This is a genomic window from Rhodoferax sp. (assembly GCF_025354435.1).
In the GTDB taxonomy this organism is placed as follows: Bacteria; Pseudomonadota; Gammaproteobacteria; order Burkholderiales; family Burkholderiaceae_C; genus Rhodoferax_B.
The window spans coordinates 80,655-101,538 of record NZ_JANXMU010000007.1 but is presented as its reverse complement, the minus strand read 5'-3'; the positions used below and the strand labels follow the sequence as shown (position 1 = coordinate 101,538).

Sequence of the window (20,884 nt, the reverse complement as noted above, 5' to 3'; positions counted from 1 at the left end):
CTCTCACGTGACAGCACCCGATATGAGCCACACAGAACCTGAATTCAGCCCCGCCAGCCTGGCGCAATGGGCCAAGTCCGCTGCCAAATCGGCCCCTGGTGGCGATGTATCGGCGCTGGACTGGCACACACCCGACGGCATCACCGTCAAACCGATGTACACCGCCGAAGACACGGCAGGCTTGCCGCACACCAACACCTTGCCAGGTTTTGAGCCCTACATCCGCGGCCCGCAGGCCACCATGTACGCGGTGCGCCCCTGGACCATCCGCCAGTACGCGGGCTTTTCCACCGCCGAAGAATCCAACGCCTTCTACCGCAAAGCCCTGGCCGCAGGCGGGCAGGGCGTGAGCGTGGCCTTTGACCTGGCCACCCACCGCGGTTACGACAGCGACCATCCGCGCGTCACCGGCGACGTGGGCAAGGCGGGCGTGGCCATCGACAGCGTGGAGGACATGAAGATCCTGTTCGACCAGATCCCGCTGGACAAGGTCAGCGTGTCCATGACCATGAACGGCGCGGTGCTGCCGGTGTTGGCCGGCTACGTGGTGGCGGCCGAAGAGCAGGGCGTCACGCAAGACCTGCTCAGTGGCACCATCCAGAACGATGTGCTCAAAGAGTTCATGGTGCGCAACACCTACATCTACCCGCCCGCGCCCAGCATGCGCATCATTGGCGACATCATCGAGTACACGGCGCAGCACATGCCCAAGTTCAACTCGATTTCGATTTCGGGCTACCACATGCAGGAAGCCGGGGCCAACCAGGCGCTGGAGCTGGCCTTCACCCTGGCCGACGGCAAGGAATACGTCAAAACCGCGCTGGGCAAGGGCCTGGATGTGGATGCCTTCGCGGGCCGCCTGAGCTTCTTCTGGGCCGTGGGCATGAACTTCTACCTGGAAGTGGCCAAGATGCGCGCCGCGCGCCTGCTGTGGTGTCGCATCATGAAAGGCTTTGACGCCAAAAGCCCCAAGAGCCTGATGCTGCGCACCCACTGCCAGACCAGCGGCTGGAGCCTGACCGAGCAAGACCCGTACAACAACGTGGTGCGCACCACCATCGAGGCCATGGCGGCGGTGTTTGGCGGCACGCAAAGCCTGCACACCAACAGCTTCGACGAAGCCATCGCCCTGCCTACCGAGTTCAGCGCCCGCATCGCCCGCAACACCCAACTCATCATCCAGGAAGAAACCCACATCACCAGCGTGATTGACCCCTGGGCCGGCAGCTACATGATGGAAAAGCTCACCGCCGACATGGCCGATGCCGCCTGGAAGATCATCGAAGAAGTCGATGCCATGGGCGGCATGGTCAAGGCCGTGGACAGCGGCTGGGCCAAGCTGAAAATCGAAGCCGCCGCCGCCGACAAGCAGGCGCGCATCGACAGCGGCAAGGACGTGATCGTCGGGGTCAACAAGTACAAGCTGAAGACCGAAGACGCCATTGAAACCCGCGACATCGACAACGTGGCGGTGCGCGACGGGCAAATCGCCCGCCTGCAAAATATCAAGCAAAAACGCGATCCAGCCCAGGTAGAGTCTATGCTAGCAGCTATCACTTCTGCAGCAGAATCGAATACTGGCAATCTGCTGGCCCTGAGCATCAACGCCATCCGCGCCCGTGCCACCGTGGGTGAAGTCAGCGATGCTTTGGAAAAAGTCTATGGCCGCCACCGCGCCGACACCCAAATGGTCACCGGTGTCTACGCCGCCGCCTACGACAGCGCTGAAGGCTGGGAAGCTCTGAAAGGCGAGATAGCAGCCTTTGCCGAAGCGCAAGGCCGCCGCCCCCGCGTAATGGTCAGCAAACTCGGCCAGGACGGCCACGACCGCGGTGCCAAAGTAATCGCCACCGCCTACGCCGACCTGGGCTTCGACGTGGACATGGGTCCGCTGTTCCAAACCCCCGAAGAATGCGCCCGCCAGGCGATTGAAAACGACGTGCACGCCGTGGGTGTGAGCACCCTGGCCGCCGGCCACAAAACCCTGGTCCCCGCCATCATTGCCGAGCTCAAAAAGCAGGGCGCGGACGACATCATCGTGTTTGTCGGCGGCGTGATTCCCCGGCAGGATTACGACATGCTGTACGAAGCAGGTGTAAAGGGCATTTACGGCCCGGGCACGCCCATTCCAGCTTCGGCGAAGGATGTTCTGGAGCAGATCAAGAAGGCATGTAAGTGACCCCAGCCCAGTTGGTGCAGGCGGTGCGGACCGGCGAGGCCGCCGTGCAGCGCCGCGCCATCGCCAAGTCCATCACCCTGCTCGAATCCACCCGTGCCGACCACCGCGCGCAGGCGGATGCGCTGCTGACGGCCTTGCTGCCGCACACCGGGCAATCGTTTCGCCTGGGTATCAGTGGCGTGCCGGGCGTGGGTAAATCCACGTTTATCGAGGTGCTGGGCCTGTACCTGATCGGCCTGGGCCACCGCGTGGCAGTGCTGACCATCGACCCGTCCAGCACGGTGTCGGGCGGCTCCATTCTGGGCGACAAGACGCGCATGGAAATGCTGTCGGTGCACCCCCAGGCTTACATCCGCCCCAGCCCCAGCAGCGGTACGCTGGGCGGAGTAGCAGAGAAGACCCGCGAGGCCATGCTGGTCTGCGAGGCGGCGGGCTACGACATGGTGATCGTGGAAACCGTGGGCGTGGGCCAGTCCGAAACCGCCGTGGCGGGCATGACCGACATGTTTGTGCTGATGCAGCTGCCCAACGCGGGCGATGACCTGCAGGCCATCAAAAAAGGCGTGATGGAGATGGCCGATCTGGTGGTCATCAACAAGGCCGACATCGACCCCCTGGCCGCCCAGCGCGCCCAGTTGCAAATTACCGCCGCCATGCAGTTGCTGGGCCTGTTCACCGCCCATGACGATGCGCATTGGCGGCCCCAGGCCCTGCAGCTCAGCGCGCTGGCCGGTAAAGGCATCGATAGCTTCTGGGCCGCCGCCCTGCAATTCAAACACCTGCAGACCGGCAACGGCCTGTGGGGCATCCGCCGCCAGCAGCAGTCGCTGGCGTGGATGTGGGAGCGCGTGGACGCGGGCCTGAAGCTCGCCTTTCGCCAGCACCCGCGAGTGCAAGCCCTGTTGCCGCAGATGCTGCAAGAGGTGGCGGCGGGCCGGCTCGCAGCATCCACTGCTGCACGAAATCTGCTGCTTGCGCAGTATCCATCAGCATAAGTAGCTATCAATAACGGAGTAATCACCCCATGCAAGACATCCTCGAACAGCTAGAAGCCAAACGCCATCAAGCCCGCATGGGCGGTGGCCAAAAGCGCATTGACGCACAGCACAGCAAGGGCAAGCTCACCGCCCGCGAACGCATTGAGCTGCTGCTGGACGAGGGCACGTTTGAAGAGTGGGACATGTTTGTCGAGCACCGCTGCACCGACTTCGGCATGGCCGACAACAAAATCCCCGGCGACGGCGTGGTCACCGGCTACGGCATGATCAACGGCCGCCTGGTGTTCGTGTTTAGCCAGGATTTCACCGTGTTTGGCGGCGCGCTCAGCGAAGCCCATGCCGAGAAGATCTGCAAGATCATGGACCAGGCCATGAAGGTGGGCGCACCCGTCATTGGCCTGAACGATTCGGGCGGCGCGCGCATCCAGGAGGGCGTGGCCAGCCTGGGCGGCTATGCCGATGTGTTCCAGAAAAACGTGATGGCCAGCGGCGTGATCCCGCAGATCAGCATGGTGATGGGCCCCTGCGCCGGTGGCGCGGTGTACAGCCCGGCCATGACTGACTTCATCTTCATGGTCAAGGACAGCAGCTACATGTTTGTCACCGGCCCCGAGGTGGTCAAAACCGTGACCCACGAGGAAGTGACCGCCGAGCAACTGGGCGGAGCCATCACCCACACCACCCAGAGCGGCGTGGCCGACCTGGCGTTTGAAAACGACGTGGAAGCGCTGCTGATGCTGCGCCGCCTGTACAACTACCTGCCGCTGAACAACCGCGAAAAAGCCCCGGTGCGCAAGAGCGGCGACCGCGCCGACCGCATGGACTTCAGCCTGGACACCCTGGTGCCCGAGAACCCCAACAAGCCCTACGACATGAAGGAGCTGATCGCCAAAACCGTGGACGACGGCGACTTCTTCGAAATCCAGCCCGAGTACGCCAAGAACATCCTCATCGGCTTCGCCCGCATGGAAGGCCAGACCGTCGGCATCGTGGCGAACCAGCCGCTGGTGCTGGCCGGTTGCCTGGACATCAAGAGCTCCATCAAGGCGGCGCGCTTCATCCGCTTCTGCGATGCCTTTAACATCCCCGTCATCACCTTTGTCGACGTGCCCGGCTTCATGCCCGGCACAGCCCAAGAATACGGCGGCATCATCAAGCATGGTGCCAAGCTGCTCTACGCCTACGCCGAGTGCACCGTGCCCAAGGTCACCGTCATCACCCGCAAGGCCTACGGCGGTGCCTACGACGTGATGGCCTCCAAGCACCTGCGTGGCGATGTGAACTTTGCCTGGCCGAACGCCGAGATCGCGGTGATGGGGGCCAAGGGCGCGGTGGAAATCATCTTCCGCGAGGACAAGGGCGACCCGGCCAAGCTGGCGGCCAAAGAGGCGGAGTACAAAGCCCGCTTTGCGAATCCTTTTGTTGCCGGTGCGCGTGGGTTTATCGACGACGTGATCTTGCCGCATGAGACGCGCAAGCGGATTTGCCGCAGTCTGGTGATGCTGGCCAGCAAGAAGGTGGAGAACCCTTGGCGCAAGCACGGCAACATTCCGCTGTAATTTCGCTGTAATTTGCCATGCCCAAAGCCGATACCGCTGCCCAGGCCTGTGTGCTGACCGACATTCCGAATATCGGCGTGTCGATCGCAAACGACTTGCGCGGGCAGGGCATCGCCACTCCGGCGGACGTGGCAGCCATGGATTCGCTGGCGGTGTTTGAAGCCTTGCGCGGTCCCATGGGCCAGCGCCACGACCCCTGCGTGCTGGACACCTTCATGGCCGCCCATGCCTTTATGAACGGCGGCCCGCGCCAGCCCTGGTGGGCTTTTACCGCCGAGCGCAAAGCTTTACTGAATACAAAAAGATAGGACAACCCATGTTTACCAAAATCCTCATCGCCAACCGTGGCGAGATCGCCTGCCGCGTCATCCTCACCGCCCGCAAAATGGGCATCAAGACCGTGGCCGTGTACTCGGATGCCGACAAGGAAGCTCGCCACGTGGCGCTGGCCGACGAGGCGGTGCACATCGGCCCGGCACCCAGCCGCGACAGCTACCTGCAGGCCGACAAGATCATTGCCGCCTGCAAGGCCACCGGCGCGCAGGCGGTACATCCGGGCTACGGCTTCCTGAGCGAAAACGCCGGGTTTGCCAAACGGGTGGAAGAAGAGGGCATCGTCTTCATCGGCCCCAAGCACTATTCCATCGCCGCCATGGGTGACAAGATCGAATCCAAAAAGCTGGCCGGTGCCGCCGGTGTGAACTGCATCCCGGGTGTCAACGACGCGATTGAAACGGCCGAGCGCGCCGTCGAAATCGCCCAGGGTATTCGCTACCCGGTGATGATCAAGGCCAGCGCGGGCGGCGGCGGCAAGGGGCTGCGGGTGGCGTTCAACGACAAAGAGGCCTTTGAAGGCTTCACCAGCTGCCGCAATGAGGCGCGCAACAGCTTTGGCGACGACCGGGTGTTCATCGAAAAGTTTGTCGAAGAGCCTCGCCACATCGAAATCCAGCTGCTGGGCGACAGCCATGGCAATGTGATTTACCTGAATGAGCGCGAATGTTCCATCCAGCGACGCCACCAGAAGGTGATCGAAGAAGCGCCGTCGCCCTTCATCACCGATGCCACCCGCAAAGCCATGGGCGAGCAGGCGGTGCAGCTGGCCAAGGCCGTCAAGTACCAAAGCGCAGGCACGGTGGAGTTTGTGGTCGGCAAGGACCAGAGCTTTTACTTCCTGGAAATGAACACCCGCCTGCAGGTGGAGCACCCGGTCACCGAATGCATCACCGGGCTGGACCTGGTGGAGCTGATGATCCGCGTGGCCGCCGGCGAGGCGCTGCCGCTGACGCAGGCCGAGGTCAAGCGCAATGGCTGGGCCATCGAGTGCCGCATCAACGCCGAAGACCCGTTCCGCAACTTTTTGCCCTCCACCGGTCGCCTGGTGCGCTTTCAGCCGCCCAAGGAGACCATGTTTGCCTCTGACACCGACCACTGGCAAGGTGTGCGCGTGGACACCGGCGTGCAGGATGGTGGCGAGATTCCGATGTTTTACGACTCGATGATCGCCAAGCTGATCGTGCACGGCACGGACCGGCTGGACGCGATTGCCAAAATGCGCGAGGCGCTGAACGGCTTTGTGATCCGCGGCGTGAGCAGCAACATCCCGTTCCAGTCGGCACTGCTGGCGCACCCGAAGTTTGTGGCGGGCGACTTCAACACCGGCTTCATCGCCGAAAACTACGCGGCGGGCTTCCACGCGGAAGACGTGCTGCACGACGACCCCGACTTTCTGGTGGCGCTGGCCGCCTTTGTGCACCGCCGCTACCTGCAGCGGGCTAGCGGCATCAGCGGCCAGGTGGCAGGGCACGAGTTTGAAGTGGGCGAGGCCTTCACCGTAGTGTCCCTGGGCGCGGGCGGCAAGACGGCCCAAACCCCGGTGACCGTGGTCGATTTTCAAGAAAAAACAGGCTCTAGCGCAGTATCTATCAGCACGAGAAGCTATCAATTTTGTAGTGGCGCGCGCTTGGGCACGGCCCGCATCCACGGCACCTGCAACGGCACGCCGTTCACTGCCCAGGTGGAACGCGGCGGTGTGGGCGGGGCCAACAAGAACCCGCTGGCGCTGCGGGTCAACCACAACGGCCGCCAGCTTGATGCCCTGGTGCTGACGCCCCGCGCTGCCGAGCTCTACACCCTGATGCCGTTCAAGGCGGCCCCCGACATGAGCCGCTTTGTGCTGTCGCCCATGCCGGGTTTGCTGGTCGAAGTGGCGGTGGTGGCGGGCCAAAAAGTGCAGGCCGGGGAGCGGGTCGCGGTAATCGAGGCCATGAAGATGGAAAATGTGCTGTTCGCCATCAACGATGGCGTTGTAGATGCGGTGTTGGCCACCAAGGGAGAATCGCTCTCTGTAGACCAGCCGATTGTTCGTTTTCTTTGAGAAATTGCCATGAATACTTTGACCCAAGAGCGCCCCGTTACCCTGCACCGTCCCAAGGCCGCTCCCGTCTTGGCCCCTAGCGACGAGCGCTGGCCGCTGGCCGATGTCGAGGCGCTGTTTGACCTGCCGTTTCTGGACCTGATGCACCGCGCACAAACCGTGCACCGCGAAAACTTCCCCCAGGGCGACGTGCAACTGTCCACCTTGCTGTCCATCAAGACCGGGGGCTGCCCCGAAGACTGCGGCTACTGCCCGCAGTCGGTGCACTACGACACGGGCGTCAAGGCCACCAAGATGCTGGGTGTGGACGTGGTGGTGGCAGCCGCCAAAGCCGCCAAAGAGGCGGGCGCGACCCGCTTCTGCATGGGTGCGGCCTGGCGCAGCCCCAAAGACCGTGACGTGGACAACGTGGCCGAGCTGGTCAAGGCCGTGAAGGCCCTGGGCATGGAAACCTGCGCTACGCTGGGCATGCTGGAAGACGGCCACGCCGCCCAGCTCAAAGACGCAGGCCTCGACTACTACAACCACAACCTCGACACCGCGCCCGACTTCTACGGCGACATCATCGACACCCGCGTCTACCAGGACCGGCTGGACACGCTGGACCGCGTGCGCGGCGCGGGCGTGAAGGTCTGCAGTGGCGGCATCGTCGGCCTGGGCGAAACCCGGGAGCAGCGCGCCGGGCTGATCGCCCAACTGGCCAACCTGCAGCCCAGCTACCCTGAATCTGTGCCGGTGAACAACCTGGTGCGCGTGGAAGGCACGCCCCTGGCCGACACCCCACCGCTGGACCCGCTGGAATTTGTGCGTGTGATTGCGGTGGCCCGCATCACCATGCCCACCACCCGCGTGCGCCTGTCCGCCGGTCGCCAGCAAATGGGCGAAGCCGTGCAGGCCATGTGCTTCCTGGCCGGTGCCAATTCGATCTTTTACGGCGATAAGCTGTTGGTCACCGGCAACCCCGACGTGGAAGCCGACCGCAGTTTGCTGGCCAAGCTGGGCCTGCCCACCAGCGGTATGCTGGCTGCCGCATGACCCGCCCCTTCAAGGTGCTGGGCATCCAGCAAATCGCCATCGGCAGCCCCGACAAGCAGCGCCTGCGCACCCTGTGGGTGGACATGCTGGGGCTGGAGGTCACCGGCAACTTCGTCAGCGAACGCGAGAACGTGGACGAAGACATCTGCGCCATCGGCAGCGGCCCGTTCAAGGTCGAGGTCGACCTGATGCAGCCGCTGGACCCGGACAAAAAGCCGGCCGTCCACACCACGCCCCTGAACCACGTCGGCCTGTGGATCGACAAGCTGCCCGAGGCGGTGGAGTGGCTCACGGCCCAAGGCGTGCGCTTTGCCCCCGGCGGCATCCGCAAGGGCGCGGCGGGGTTCGACATCTGCTTCCTGCACCCCAAAGCCAGCGCAGAATTCCCGATTGCCGGGGAGGGCGTGCTGGTGGAAATGGTGCAGGCACCGCCCGAAGTGGTGGCGGCCTTTGCCAGGCTGGCGGGCTGATTTGCTAGTTATTTAATAGCTGCTAACGCTTGTTATATAAGCGCTAGCACCCTAAAAGACCAGGTTTTTAACCTGTGCTGCCTATCGGGTGGCGGTTGGTCAAGTCAATCGCCATGCGAAACACCTCTGAGGCGGCTTCGCCGTCGTCATCGGCAAATTCGATGGCAATGGTTTGGAATTGTGCGTCGATGGCAGTAAATGCGTCCACGATGTCAGGATCAAAGTGCGAGGCGCGCCCTTTGTGGATGATGTCGCTGGCTTCGGCATGCGTGAAGGCCCGTTTGTAGACGCGCTTGCTGATCAGCGCGTCGTACACGTCGGCCAGGGCCATCAACCGGGCCGAGATTGGAATTGCATCGCCCTTCAACCCTAGCGGATAGCCCGAGCCGTCCCACTTCTCTTGGTGGCACAGGGTGATTTCCTTGGCGTAGCGAAGGAACGGCATCTCGTGGCCTTCCTCTTCCTCGGCGTGCACCAGCGCGGCATGGCCCAGGGTGGTGTGGGTCTTCATGATCTCGTACTCTTCTTCGTCGAGCTTGCCGGGCTTGAGCAGGATGCGGTCGGGGATGCCGACCTTGCCGATGTCGTGCAACGGGGCCGATTTATACAGCGATTCAATCGCCTCATTGCTCAGCTCCGACGCAAAACGCGGGTGGAATTGCAGCTGGATGGCCAGCGCCTTGACGTATTTTTGGGTGCGGCGCAGGTGGTTGCCGGTTTCGTTATCGCGGGTTTCGGCCAGCAGGGCGATGGCGCGCACTGTGATGTCCTGGATGGCGACGATCTCACGGGTGCGTTTTTGCACCTCTTGCTCCAGGTAGCGGCTCTGGTTCTGCAGAAAATCACGGGCCAGCTTGAGTTCGATGTGGTTGCGCACCCGGGCCATCACCGTGGCCGGGCTGATGGGCTTGGTGATGTAGTCCACCGCGCCCATGTCGAGGCCGATTTTCTCGTCCTCGGTGGCGCTCATGGCGGTGAGGAAGATCACCGGAATGTCGGCCGTGTTCGGGTCGGCGCGCAGGCGGCGCAGCACCTCGTAGCCGTCCATGTCGGGCATCATGATGTCGAGCAGGATCAGGTCGGGCTTGCCGTCGGCGCTGGCGATTTTCAGGGCCCGCTCGCCGCTGGGGGCCAACTTGACGCGGTACTCGGTGCGCAGCAGGCTGCTCATCAGCGACAGGTTGTCCGGCGTGTCATCTACCACCAACACCGTGCGTTTTTCGCCCAGGTCTAATGGATTGCTCATGGTGTGTGGTCCTGCATCTTTGGGGGCCGGTGTGGGGCCGTGCGGGTGAATCCGGCGCGGGCCGGATTACTGCACTTTCAAGCTGTTGAGTTGCCAGGCCGACCGGTTGTAGTACACCTCGGCGCGCAGTTCGGGCGAGGCATCAAAGGGGTAGACGATGAACAAGGGGCCTTTTTCGCGGATCGACATGGGCTTGTTGTCCAGCAGGTGGGCCACGATGGGGTCAAACTTGATCGCGTCGTCGAAGGGAATATCGGTTTTGTAGTCGTTTAACGCGGTCGCCACAATCTTGTTGCCCTTGGCTCCGGCAGCGGCCAACACGTCGCGCAGCAGTGGGCCGGTAAAGGTCACCGGTTTGGGGTACCAGGGGGTTTGGACAGTGAAGGTCTTTTGCGGCAGCTTCTCCAGCATCTTCATGTCAAAGACGGCGTTGGCTCCGCTGTTGGCTTGGGCCACCGTGCCGCTGATGGTCAGCACCACGTTGCCGGTGGGTTTGTCCAGCGCCAGTACTGCAGCGCTCCAAAGTATGGCGCTGGCAAGCCCTATCCGTGCGGTACGCAGTGAAATTGGCATGGTGGTTTCCCCTGGTGATACGACATGTATGTCGCATTTTGTTACCAGCAACTATAGCAAGGGATGGTGCGCTAGTGTCGGAAACCCGCATATTTCCAAAATGCGCAAAAAGAGTGCAGAGAACGAATGGCCCGCAAGAGCTGCCGCAGGGGCCTGAGCCCGTCAGCCGGGTGGGGCGGCGCGTTGCGCCCGGGCACGGGCCAAGGCGGCGGCGATGGTGGCTTTTTTCGGGTCAATGGGGGGGCTTGCCTGCGCCGCGGCAACCGGTTCGGCCTCGATTTTTTCTTCGTGCTTTTTAGGGCTCTGGCGCACGTCCTGGCTTAGTCTATTGCTATGGTTAGCGTAGCGTAGGCGGGCGTGCTCGGCATCGGCGGTGGACCACGCGCTCCAGCCAGTGCGGCTGCCGCTGGCATTCAGCATTTGAATGCAGTCCACCGGGCAGGCCGGCAGGCAGAGTTCGCAGCTGGTGCAGTGTGCAGAGATCACGCTGTGCATGCGCTTGTTGCTGCCGAAAATCGCATCGGTTGGGCAGGCAGCGATGCACAGGGTGCAGCCTATGCACCAGGCCTCGTCGATCACGGCCATGGTTCGTACCGCTTCGATGCCAAAGTCAGGGTTCAGCGCCAGCGCGGGCTGGCCGGTAATCGCCGCCAGCCGGGCAATGCCCTCGGCTCCGCCGGGAGGGCACTGGTTGATGGGGGCGCTGTCCTCGGCAATCGCCTGGGCGTAGGCCGCGCAGTCCGGGTAGCCGCAGCGCGTGCACTGCGTTTGTGGCAGGGCGGCGTTGATCTGCGCGGCCAGCCCGGATGCGGTGGATGCCTGTGGCAAACGGATTAGGCCTTGCCGCGACCAGGTTTGGCCGACTTCTTCACTGGCAGCTTGGCCGAGGTGTGCGGGGCCTTGGTCACCGCTGCCGCCATGGCCACCGCAGGCACCGGTGCGTGTGCTGGGGCAGCAGGAGATGCGGCCATCGTCACGGTGCCGGTGTTATGCGCCTTGATGAAGGCCTTGACCTCGGGGTACACCACATCGCGCCAGCGGCGGCCACTGAAGATACCGTAGTGGCCTGCGCCCTGGGCTTCCATGTGGTGCTGCTGGTTGGCGGGGATGCTGCTACACAGGTCGTGGGCGGCCTTGGTCTGGCCGGAGCCGGAGATGTCGTCCAGCTCGCCTTCCACCGTCAGCAGGGCGGTGGTGGTGATGTCTTGGGGCTTGACCAGCTCGACCGTGCCGTCTACGCCGCGCACGTTCCAGGTACCGTTGACCAGTTTGAAGTCCTGGAACACGGTGGAAATGGTTTCCAGGTAGTAGTGCGCGTCCATGTCCAGCACGGCGTTGTATTCGTCGTAGAACTTGCGGTGCACTTCGGCACCGACATCATCGCCCTTGATCAGGTCTTTGAAGTAGTCGTAGTGGCTCTTGGCATGGTGCTGCGGGTTCATGGCCACGAAGCCGGTGTGCTGCAAAAAGCCGGGGTAGACCTTGCGGCCTGCGCCGGGGAAGCTGGCCGGGACCTTGTAGATCACATTGTTCTCGAACCACTCGTAGCCTTTGTTCATGGCCAGGTTGTTCACGGCGGTGGGCGATTTGCGCGCGTCGATGGGGCCGCCCATCATGGTCATGGTCAGCGGGGTCAACTCGCCGCGCGTGGCCATCAGCGACACGGCGGCCAGCACTGGCACGGTGGGCTGGCAGACGCTCATCACATGGCAGTTGCCGTAGATGCCCTGCAGGTGGCGGATGAATTCCTGCACGTAGTTGACGTAGTCGTCCAGGTGGAATTCGCCTTCGCTCAGAGGCACCAGGCGGGCATTCTTCCAGTCGGTGATGTAGACCTTGTGGTCTTTGAGCATGGTTTTGACGGTGTCGCGCAGCAGCGTGGCGTAGTGGCCAGACAGCGGCGCCACGATCAGCACGGCGGGCTGGCCTTTGAGCTGGGTCAAGGTGTCGATGTCGTCGGTAAAGCGCTTGAAGCGGCGCAGTTCGCAAAACGGCTTGTCGATCTCGACGCGCTCGTGGATGGCTACGTTGGTGCCGTCCACCTCGATGGTTTGCAGGCCAAAGGCGGGCTTTTCATAGTCTTTGCCCAGGCGGTACAGCAGGTTGTAACCGGCAGATACGCGCTGCGACATGGCGTTTTTGCCCAGTGGCGACAGCGGGTTGCTGTAGAGCTTGGAGGCGGCTTGCGCAAAATCAGCAAACGGCTCCATCAATGAGCGTTGGGATTCGTAGATTTGGTAGAGCATGGCGACCTAAAACGTAGGGGAAAGAAATGTTGCAATGCAATATAGCAGCGGATTGGGCCAATTAATTGGAGTAGTAACACCAATATGGAGCGCACAAATACCCGTTATGGGGATGAAACTGCACGGAAACAGGCGCTTTGTGAGATCCGCGTCAACGCGGTAACGTTTTGTAGAGTGCGGCTTTGGGCTTACACCAAACTGGCAAGCGGGTGCACTCCCTGGTGGCGAGGCTGGAAATGCGCGTTTACCCAGGCCGGGGTTACGTCTGCCAGCCGCGCGGGTACCCAGCGTGGATTGCGGTCTTTGTCCACCAACAGGGCGCGCACGCCCTCGGCAAAGTTGGGGTGCACGCAGCAGCCCAGCGACACCGTGTACTCCAGCCGCAACACTTCTGCCAGCGACAGGTGCAGGCAGCGCTGCCACAGCGCAAACGCCAGCGCTGCGCTGGTCGGGCAGCCCTGGGCGTAGGCGGCGGCCGCGCTGGCCAGCCAGGGGGCGTCGCTCTGTAGGCTGCGCAGCCGGGCGTCGATATCAAACAGGTCCTGGCCCGCCATCAGCTGCTGGATCTGGTCGAAATGCGTGCGCACCGGCGACGCAGGCAGGGGAGTCGCTGCGGCCTGTTGCGCCAACAGCCGAGACAAATTGGCGCGGTTATGCGGTGCATCGTGCGTCCAGGGTGCATGGGCCAGGGCTTGTAGCAGCGCGCCTTTGTCGGTATGCGGCAGGGCGTGGTCGGCCAGCCCGCAAAACAGCGCATCGGCGGCATTCAGCGGCGCACCTGTGAGCGCCAGAAACAGGCCCACCCGCCCCGGCATGCGGCGCAGAAACCAACTGCCGCCCACGTCGGGGTACAGACCGATGCTGACCTCGGGCATGGCCAGGCGGCTGCCGGGCGTGACCACCCGGTGCGATGCGCCCGCCATCAGGCCCAGACCACCGCCCATCACGATGCCGTGGCCCCAGCACAAAATCGGCTTGGGGTAGGTGTGGATGGTGTAGTCCAGCGCGTACTGGGTATTAAAAAAGCCCTGCACCGCGGCCACCGGGTCGCCGCTACCGCCCACCAGGGCCTGGTGCATGTGGCGCAAGTCGCCGCCCGCGCAAAAGGCCTTGTCGCCACTGGCCTGCAACAGTACCCCGGCTACCTGCAGGTCGTTGGCCCAGCGCGCCAGCTGCGCGGCCAGCGCTTCCACCATGGGCGGAGACAAGGCATTCAGCGCCGCCGGAGCGTTCAAGGTGGCCACGCCCCAGTGCGGGCCGCTGTGGGTCGGCAGGGTGTCAAAAAGGACGGCAGAGGTGGGTGTGGCGGTGTTCAAAGGGTTACTACTTATTTAATAGCTGCTAGCGCAGGTAGAGTCTGCGCTAGAGCCATTTTATTTATATAAAAATAGGCGGTGGAATACCGCTGCGGCTGCCCCTACACTTGGGGCGGTCGATCAGGCCCTTTAGATAATAGTGTGTATGAATAACCCTTCCGTTTTGGCCCCCGCCCCCGTACCAGCGCGCGCCTTGCGCCCCCGCATCAGCGTGGTGGTGCCCGCGTTCAACGAAGCCACCAACCTGCCCGCATTGCTGGCCGTGCTGACCGCCACGTTGCGTGACGTGACCGACCAGTGGGAGGTGCTGGTGGTGGATGACGGCAGCCGCGATGCCACCCCGGTGGCCATGCTGTCGTGGCTGGTGGAGCCGGGCGTGCGCTATGTGCGCCTGAGCCGCAACTTCGGCAAGGAATGTGCCCTTACCGCCGGTATCGAACACGCCCAGGGCGAAGTGGTGGTGTGCATGGATGCCGATCTGCAGCACCCGGTAGAGATGATCGCCCCCATGCTGGCGCGCTGGCGCGACGGGGTGGACATGGTCTGCGCCACCCGCGCCACCCGCGCCGATGAAAGCCTGGCTAAACGCGTGGGTACCTGGCTGTTTTACCGGTTGGTCAACACCAACCGCATGGTGCAGATTCCGGTGGATGCGGGCGACTTCAGGCTGATGGACCGCCGCGTGGTGGATGCGCTCAAATCCCTGCCCGAGCGCAACCGCTTCATGAAAGGCCTGTTTGCCTGGGTCGGCTTTCGCACCGAAATCTTGCCCTACACGCCGCATGAACGGGCCTCGGGCAAGAGCAGTTTTTCGATCCGTGGGCTGGCGCGGCTGGCGTTTACCGGGGTGACCTCATTCACCAACTTTCCGCTGCGTTTGTGGAGCGCCTTGGGCATCCTGATCGCCTTCGGGGCCATGCTGTTTGGGCTGTGGATTGTGTTTGAGCATTTCTTTGAAGCCCGGCCCGTGCCGGGTTGGGCCACGCTGGCCACCAGCATGCTGTTTTTCAGCGGCGTACAGCTGCTGTCTATCGGCATTCTGGGCGAGTACGTGGGGCGGATTTTTGACGAAGTCAAGCAGCGGCCGATCTACATCGTGGCCTCGGAGCTGGGGCGCAGCAACTTTGCGGACCCGGAGGCGTAGTGCCCAGGACTTTGGCCGTCTGCACTGACGATTTCGGCCTCACGCTGGGCATCTCGCAGGCGATTAGCGAACTGGCCCACGCCGGACGCATCACCATTGTCTCGTGCATGCCCCAGGCCCCCGCCTGGCGTGCCTCGCTGCCGCTGCTGGCCGACCTGCCTGCCCAGGTGCAGCGCGGCCTGCATTTCAATTTGACCGAAGGTGCACCGCTGAGCGCCGAGTTGCGCCGTGTGTGGCCGCAATTTCTGCCCTTGCCGCGCCTGATTCTGGCTGCGCACCTGCACCAGTTGCCCCTGGCCGCCCTGGCCGCCGAATGGGCAGCGCAGTGGCAGGCGTTTGCCGATGCCACCGGGGCCGCGCCGCAGTTTGTCGACGGCCACCAGCATGTGCACCACCTGCCCGGCGTGCGCGGGGTGGTGTTGGCGGCCATCTCAGTACTGCCCAGTGTGCCCGCCGTGCGCAATACCGGCCACCTCACCGGGCCGGGCTTTGGGGTGAAACGCTGGTTGATCGAGGGCACCGGCGGGTGGGCGCTGCAGCGGGCGCTGGTGCAGCGCGGCATCCGCCACAACTCCAGCCTGACCGGTGCCTACGACTTCATCGACCCCGATTACGGTGGCCAGATGCGCGGCTGGCTGGCGGCGCTGCCTGCCGCAGGCGGCTTGCTGTTTTGCCACCCTGGCTACCGTGAGGAGGTGCCCGCGGTAACCGACCCGATTGCTCCGGCGCGGGTGCGGGAGTTGGCCTACCTGGGCAGCGATGCGTTCTTGCAGGATCTGCAGGCTGCCGACGTGGCACTAGGCCTAGTGTGGTAGTTGCTATTGTTTAAGTAGCTACTAGCGTAGGTGATATCTGCGCTAAAGCCCGATTTTTTGTAAATTTACGGACAATCGGTTGCGCGGGCTACTTGGAGCAGTTGCGCGTTCGCACCCACGAAAACCGGGCTGACGCTACCCATTGCAGCGGGTGGCTGGTAGCCCTTGTCGGCCACCAGCCAGGTGCTGCCGGAGCCGCAGCGCAGGTCTTTGGCACGGTCCAGCGTCCACAGTATTTTTGCTGCGGCAGCAGGGTCGAAGCGGGCGGCATCGGCGAATTCCTTGCGCCAGTTGTCGCGCTGGGGGATGGTCGGGTCGTTCCAGTCGCTGAGCACGATGGCCGGCGTTTTCAGCTGGGCATAAAACGGCACGTCGTAGAACGCGCTGTTGATGAAGACCACGCGGTCGCCGGGCTGCTGCAGCGCGGCGAGGCGCTCGGCCACATCGCGGTGCGAGCCGGGGGCTTTCCAGGCCAGGCCTGCCACGATGGCCAGACAGGCCAGCGCGCTGGCGGGCAGCACCCAGCGCCAGGCCCGGCCCCGCGCCACCACCAAACCCAGCAGCGCACACCACGGGGCCAGGGCGGGCAGGATGTAGCCCACCAGCTTGCTACTGGGCAGGCTGAAGAAGCCCACCACCGCAATGCCCCACCAGACCAGCAGACTGGTCAGGCCGGGCAGGGCCGTGGCATCGGCTTCGGTTACGTTGGCCGCCGGGCGGCGCAGCCACAGTGGCCAGGGCAGGGTGAGCGCGGGCAGCACGGCGATGTAGAACCAGAACGGGTGCACGTTGTTGAAGCCCGCCTGGGCAAAGCGGCGGAAGTGCTGCTCGATAAAAAAGTAGTCGTTGAACTCTGCAAACTCGCGCTGCATCAGTACAAACCACGGCCCGGCTACCGCCACAAACACCAGCAACCCCAGCGGGTGCAGCATGCGCAAAATCTGCCGCCAGCGCCCCTGCGCCAGCAGCCAGGGGCCCAGAATCAGCATCGGCAGCACGATGCCGATCAGCCCCTTGGCCAGCACCGCTAGCGCGCAGGCCAGCCAGGCGGCCAGCAGCCAGCGCAGGTCTACTTTGCTGGGCGACTCCACAGCGCGCACAAAGCACAGCACGGTGGCCGTCAGCACCCCGGCCACCAACATGTCCAAGTTGGCGTACTGGCTGCCCACAAAGAAGAACGGGCAGGTGGCCAGCACCCCCAGCGTGGTGGTGGCGGGCCGCAGCCCAACCCAGCGGCGCAGTGCCAGAAACAGCGCCGCGCCCATCAGCCAGGCCCCCACGAACGCGCCAAACCGGGCGGCAAAGGCGTTGACGCCCAGCAGCTGCATGGCGGCCATGTCCAGCCAGTACATCAGCGGCGGCTTGTGGAAGAAGGGCAGGCCGTTCAGCGTGGGCACCAGGCCGTGGCCAAAGCCATTGCCCTGCAGCATTTCACGGGCGACGTTGCCGTAGCGGCCTTCGTCGGGCAGCAGCAGCGGGCGCGCACCCAGGGTGGCCAGCAGCCAGACGGCCAGCAGTGCCAGCACCCGGCGGGGTGATGCCAAAAAGGTGGACATACTCAAAACAGCCCCGAAGCGATGTTGATGGTCAGCGCCACCAGCGTGGTGTTAAAAAAGAAGGCCAGCACACAGTGCAGCACCCCGGTGCGGCGCATGGCCGAGGTGGTCAGGCTGACGTCGGCCGTCTGGCCCGAGGTACCGATGATGAAGGCGAAGTAGATGAAGTCGCCGTAGTCGGGTCTCTCGGTGCCAGGGAACTCCAGCCCGGCGGGTTGTTTTTTCGCCCGGTTGGAGTAGAAATCGTGGGCGTAGTGCAGCGCAAACATCACATGGGTAAAGGCCCAGGAAGTGGCGATGGTCAGCGTGGCCAGCGCGATGTGGGCGTAGCGCAGGGCACCATGCATATCTTTCACCACCGCCAGTTCGGCAAGGATGGCCCCCAGCGTGGCCAGCGCGGCCAACACCACCATGGCGAGCACGGTGCGCCGCCCTTCGTCCTGCTGCGGAGCACGCATGCGCATCTGATCGTGGTCAGCCTTCACCATCATGTGCACGGCCAGCACTAGGTACAGGCAGGCAAACACATTCCAACTGATCACCAGCCGGGTGACGGTTTGCAGCCCGGGCACGCCCGCCAGCAACAGCGCGGCGAGCAGGCCTACCAGCCCCGAGGCAAACAGGCGGGGCCGGGTGTGGACCTGGCGGAACATAAAAAAGCGGGGCAGGGGATTCATCGGTGCGATTCTAACGATGGCCCTTTTGGCGTTGAGCGGCTTTACGGGGTCTTTGCGGCGCGGTGAAAGTGCGGCAAATGCACACTGCTGCGCTACCATCCTGCAACTTAATTAACCAGGCGGCCCCCAGGATGGACAGCAGCAACAGAGTGAGATCCACCGAGAGCGCCTTGCACCCCAGCCGGTCGGGTTCGCGGTCGCATGCCAAGCCGCATGGGGCGGGCATCCGCTGGTCGGTGGGGCTGTGGGCGCTGGTGCTGGCCGCTCTGGGGGTGTTTTTGGTGCTGCACTACCCGGTCGCCCCCTGGGTGGCCAGCCTGGTGTTTGTGGCCTGCTGCGTGGCCTTTTTTGTCTGGCCCGATAGCTGGTTGATTGCCGTGCCGCTGCTGCTGCCGCTGATCGGCTTTGCGCCTTGGACCGGCTGGATCACTTTTGAAGAGCTGGATCTGCTGGTGTTGGCCGCTGCGGTGGGGGGCTATGCCCGGCTGGCCTGGCCGTCGGCCCAGGCCGTGCCGGTGGCGCGCCAGCCCCGTAGCTCGGCGGGCGCGTGGCTGCTGCTGCTGCTGTTTGCCGCCTCGACGCTGGTGGCCATGGCGCGCGGTTTTGCCGATGCAGGCGGCTTCAGCTTTGGTTGGTTCCAGGGTTACCACGAGCCGATGAACAGCCTGCGTCTGGCCAAAAGCTTCTTTCTGGCGCTGTTGGTGATGCCGCTGTGGCGGGCCGCCGTGGTGCGCCGTGGCGCGCAGGCCCCGACCTGGCTGGCCATGGGCCTGATGCTGGGGCTGGCGGGCGCGTCGCTGGCCACGGTGTGGGAGCGCATGGCTTTTGTGGGCCTGTTCAATTTTTCGACCGATTACCGCACCACCGGCCTGTTTTGGGAAATGCACGTGGGCGGCGCGGCGCTGGACGGGTTTTTGGCCCTGCTGATGCCGTTTGTGCTGCGCGAGCTGTTCGTGGCCCGCTCGCACCGACGCTGGGCCGCTGTGGTGGCCTGCCTGGGCTTGGCGGGCTACGCCTGCCTGACGACCTTTTCACGCGGGGTGTATCTGGCTGTGCCGGTGGGGCTGGCGGTGACGGTAGCACTGTGCCTGCTCAGCGCCCGCCGCCAGCTGCGCCGGGGCGGGCCAACCGCTGCTGCGGATGTTGCGGTTACTGCACCCAAGCTCAGCCTGGGAGCGGGTGCGGTGCTGCTGGTGCTGTTTGGCGGGGCGGTTCTGTGGACCTTTCCGTCCAGCGGCTACCGCGGCCTGTTGGCCTTGCTAGGGGCCGCTGCGGTGGCCATGCCGCTGGCCGGTGTGCTGCGCCGTTTCAAAGCGATGGACTGGATGGTGGGGCTGGTCGCCGGGGTCTTGCTTAGCCTGGCGCTGTGGGCCGGGGCCATGCTGGGCTCCAAGGCTTCGTACCTCGGCTATGGTGCCTGCCTGCTGTTGACGTTGGCCCTGCTGTTTGCCAGCCTCACGACTGCCGTGGCGGTGCCGGGCAAGCGGGTGCGCGTAGGCCTGGCGGCACAGCTGGCCCTGGCGGGCTTCATGGCCGTGCTGGTGGGTGCGGGCCTGGTGGCCGAACATTGGGGCTATGCGCGCGGTGGCGATGCGATGCTGCCGGTGCTGGTGGGCTTTATGTTGCTGACGCTGGTGGCCGGGGCATCGCCCAAAGCCGTGTGGCCTACCAGTACCCGCTGGCAGGCCACCAGCTGGGCGGGCATGGCCATGTTGGGCGGCATCGTGAGCATTTTTGGCGGCGGCGCGTACATGAGCGAGCGCTTTTCCACCACCAGCAGCGACATGGACACCCGCGTGTCCCATTGGACGCAGGGCTGGAACATGCTCTCGGCCCCGCTGGACCCGGTGCTGGGCAAGGGCATGGGGCGCTACCCCGCCAGTTACTACCTGACCGGTGCGTCCACCGAGCACCCGGGTGACTACCGGCTCAAAAGCCAGAATGGCAACACCTACCTAGTGCTGGGCGGCGGTAAGCAGCAGTACATGGGCTGGGGTGAAATTTTGCGCGTCTCACAGCGCATCCGCGCGCCCGAGGGCCCGGTCACCGTGGCCCTGCGGGTGCGTACCGCCAACGAACTGGGCCTGCACCTGGAGGTCTGCGAAAAGCATTTGCTTTACAACGGTGGCTGCATTCTGGCGAGCACCGTGGTCAAGCCCATGCCAGGCGTGTGGCAGGACATGCGGGTTCCCTTGGCGGGCAACGATCTGGGCGGTAGCAACTGGTTCGCGCCCCGGCTGGTGGCGTTTTCTATTGCCACCGATACCGCCTTGGGACTGCTGGATGTGGACAACATCCAACTGCTCGGCCCGGATGGCCGCCAGTTGCTGGACAACGGCGACTTTTCTGCGGACATGCAGCGTTGGTTTTTCTCCAGCGACCGCAACCACTTGCCCTGGCACATCAAGAACGTGTTTATGAACGTGCTGTTTGACCAGGGCGGCGTGGGCTTGCTCCTGTTCTCTGCCATGCTGCTGGCCGCCCTGTGGCGGGTGACGATGGGCTCCGCCAAGGACCACCCACTGGCCCCGGGCATTGGGGGTGGTTTGGTCGGCTTTGTGCTGGTCGGCCTGTTTGACAGCCTGGTGGATGTGCCGCGGCTGGCGTTTGTGTTTTATGTGGTGCTGTTGCTGGGGTTGACTGTGCGGCAGGCGACGGTTGCGCGGTCGGCTTCGTCTGGACGGCGATAGGGT

At 63.9% G+C, this 20,884-nt stretch carries 17 protein-coding genes; 10 read left to right on the top strand and 7 right to left on the bottom strand.

From position 1 onward, the window contains the following. Positions 1–22 precede the first annotated feature (22 nt). Genes scpA through Q0T48_RS01620 form a run of 7 tightly spaced genes read left to right on the top strand, consistent with a single transcriptional unit; the run spans position 23 to position 8,618 of the window. On the top strand, positions 23–2,179 hold the full coding sequence (gene scpA / locus Q0T48_RS01650) for a methylmalonyl-CoA mutase (RefSeq protein WP_295951483.1): 2,157 nt from the start codon (positions 23–25) through the stop codon (positions 2,177–2,179). After that, on the top strand, positions 2,176–3,174 hold the full coding sequence (gene meaB, locus Q0T48_RS01645) for a methylmalonyl Co-A mutase-associated GTPase MeaB (RefSeq protein ID WP_295951480.1): 999 nt from the start codon (positions 2,176–2,178) through the stop codon (positions 3,172–3,174). The genes scpA and meaB overlap by 4 nt, the downstream gene beginning before the upstream one ends. 29 nt (positions 3,175–3,203) lie before the next feature. Next, complete coding sequence (locus Q0T48_RS01640; protein ID WP_295951477.1) at positions 3,204–4,736, top strand: acyl-CoA carboxylase subunit beta; 1,533 nt, start codon at positions 3,204–3,206, stop codon at positions 4,734–4,736. A 17-nt stretch (positions 4,737–4,753) separates the two neighbouring features. Beyond that, on the top strand, positions 4,754–5,044 hold the full coding sequence (locus tag Q0T48_RS01635; protein ID WP_295951473.1) for a helix-hairpin-helix domain-containing protein: 291 nt from the start codon (positions 4,754–4,756) through the stop codon (positions 5,042–5,044). Between the two features lie 8 nt (positions 5,045–5,052). Next, entirely contained in the window at positions 5,053–7,113 is a 2,061-nt protein-coding gene (locus Q0T48_RS01630) for an acetyl/propionyl/methylcrotonyl-CoA carboxylase subunit alpha (protein WP_295951471.1), read from the top strand. A 9-nt stretch (positions 7,114–7,122) separates the two neighbouring features. Further along, a complete protein-coding gene (gene bioB / locus Q0T48_RS01625; protein ID WP_295951468.1) occupies positions 7,123–8,148 on the top strand; it encodes a biotin synthase BioB in 1,026 nt (341 codons plus the stop codon). Then, a complete protein-coding gene (locus tag Q0T48_RS01620) occupies positions 8,145–8,618 on the top strand; it encodes a VOC family protein (protein WP_295951465.1) in 474 nt (157 codons plus the stop codon). The genes bioB and Q0T48_RS01620 overlap by 4 nt, the downstream gene beginning before the upstream one ends. A gap of 67 nt (positions 8,619–8,685) precedes the next feature. Here Q0T48_RS01620 and Q0T48_RS01615 read toward each other — a convergent pair whose 3' ends face one another. The 5 genes from Q0T48_RS01615 to Q0T48_RS01595 all read right to left on the bottom strand — a co-directional run bounded on the left by Q0T48_RS01615 (position 8,686) and on the right by Q0T48_RS01595 (position 13,999). Next, a complete protein-coding gene (locus Q0T48_RS01615; RefSeq protein WP_295951463.1) occupies positions 8,686–9,864 on the bottom strand; it encodes a two-component system response regulator in 1,179 nt (392 codons plus the stop codon). 66 nt (positions 9,865–9,930) lie between these two features. Next, a complete protein-coding gene (locus Q0T48_RS01610) occupies positions 9,931–10,437 on the bottom strand; it encodes a molybdopterin-dependent oxidoreductase (RefSeq protein WP_295951460.1) in 507 nt (168 codons plus the stop codon). A gap of 162 nt (positions 10,438–10,599) precedes the next feature. Further along, entirely contained in the window at positions 10,600–11,265 is a 666-nt protein-coding gene (locus Q0T48_RS01605) for an RnfABCDGE type electron transport complex subunit B (RefSeq protein WP_295951457.1), read from the bottom strand. 5 nt (positions 11,266–11,270) lie between these two features. Further along, complete coding sequence (gene phaZ, locus Q0T48_RS01600; RefSeq protein WP_295951455.1) at positions 11,271–12,683, bottom strand: polyhydroxyalkanoate depolymerase; 1,413 nt, start codon at positions 12,681–12,683, stop codon at positions 11,271–11,273. Positions 12,684–12,871: 188 nt separating this feature from the next. Then, positions 12,872–13,999 carry an enoyl-CoA hydratase/isomerase family protein gene (locus Q0T48_RS01595; protein WP_295951453.1) on the bottom strand — a complete coding sequence of 376 codons (1,128 nt, stop codon included), beginning with the start codon at positions 13,997–13,999 and terminating at the stop codon, positions 12,872–12,874. Between the two features lie 145 nt (positions 14,000–14,144). On the opposite strand from Q0T48_RS01595, the gene Q0T48_RS01590 reads away from it, so the two are divergent. Continuing rightward, positions 14,145–15,143 (top strand): glycosyltransferase family 2 protein, encoded by a 999-nt coding sequence (locus Q0T48_RS01590; protein WP_295951452.1) that lies wholly within the window; start codon positions 14,145–14,147, stop codon positions 15,141–15,143. Next, positions 15,143–15,958, top strand: coding sequence for a ChbG/HpnK family deacetylase (locus Q0T48_RS01585; protein WP_295951450.1), 816 nt, complete (start codon positions 15,143–15,145; stop codon positions 15,956–15,958). Before Q0T48_RS01590 ends, Q0T48_RS01585 begins: the two co-directional genes overlap by 1 nt. Positions 15,959–16,023: 65 nt before the next feature. Here Q0T48_RS01585 and Q0T48_RS01580 read toward each other — a convergent pair whose 3' ends face one another. Together Q0T48_RS01580 and Q0T48_RS01575 are read right to left on the bottom strand one after the other, a co-directional pair. Further along, complete coding sequence (locus Q0T48_RS01580; protein ID WP_295951448.1) at positions 16,024–17,514, bottom strand: glycosyltransferase family 39 protein; 1,491 nt, start codon at positions 17,512–17,514, stop codon at positions 16,024–16,026. 2 nt (positions 17,515–17,516) lie between these two features. Next, positions 17,517–18,191, bottom strand: coding sequence for a DUF1345 domain-containing protein (locus tag Q0T48_RS01575; protein WP_295951445.1), 675 nt, complete (start codon positions 18,189–18,191; stop codon positions 17,517–17,519). A gap of 149 nt (positions 18,192–18,340) precedes the next feature. On the opposite strand from Q0T48_RS01575, the gene Q0T48_RS01570 reads away from it, so the two are divergent. Next, a complete protein-coding gene (locus tag Q0T48_RS01570; protein WP_295951443.1) occupies positions 18,341–20,881 on the top strand; it encodes a hypothetical protein in 2,541 nt (846 codons plus the stop codon). Positions 20,882–20,884: the final 3 nt, after the last annotated feature.

Coding starts and splice junctions, on each gene's coding strand:
- bioB (WP_295951468.1), top strand. CDS start 7,123: ATGAATACTTTGACCCAAGAGCGCCCCGTTACCCTGCACCGTCCCAAG.
- Q0T48_RS01640 (WP_295951477.1), top strand. CDS start 3,204: ATGCAAGACATCCTCGAACAGCTAGAAGCCAAACGCCATCAAGCCCGC.
- Q0T48_RS01590 (WP_295951452.1), top strand. CDS start 14,145: ATGAATAACCCTTCCGTTTTGGCCCCCGCCCCCGTACCAGCGCGCGCC.
- scpA (WP_295951483.1), top strand. CDS start 23: ATGAGCCACACAGAACCTGAATTCAGCCCCGCCAGCCTGGCGCAATGG.
- Q0T48_RS01580 (WP_295951448.1), bottom strand. CDS start 17,514: ATGTCCACCTTTTTGGCATCACCCCGCCGGGTGCTGGCACTGCTGGCC.
- Q0T48_RS01620 (WP_295951465.1), top strand. CDS start 8,145: ATGACCCGCCCCTTCAAGGTGCTGGGCATCCAGCAAATCGCCATCGGC.
- Q0T48_RS01610 (WP_295951460.1), bottom strand. CDS start 10,437: ATGCCAATTTCACTGCGTACCGCACGGATAGGGCTTGCCAGCGCCATA.
- Q0T48_RS01575 (WP_295951445.1), bottom strand. CDS start 18,191: ATGAATCCCCTGCCCCGCTTTTTTATGTTCCGCCAGGTCCACACCCGG.
- Q0T48_RS01630 (WP_295951471.1), top strand. CDS start 5,053: ATGTTTACCAAAATCCTCATCGCCAACCGTGGCGAGATCGCCTGCCGC.
- Q0T48_RS01615 (WP_295951463.1), bottom strand. CDS start 9,864: ATGAGCAATCCATTAGACCTGGGCGAAAAACGCACGGTGTTGGTGGTA.
- phaZ (WP_295951455.1), bottom strand. CDS start 12,683: ATGCTCTACCAAATCTACGAATCCCAACGCTCATTGATGGAGCCGTTT.
- Q0T48_RS01635 (WP_295951473.1), top strand. CDS start 4,754: ATGCCCAAAGCCGATACCGCTGCCCAGGCCTGTGTGCTGACCGACATT.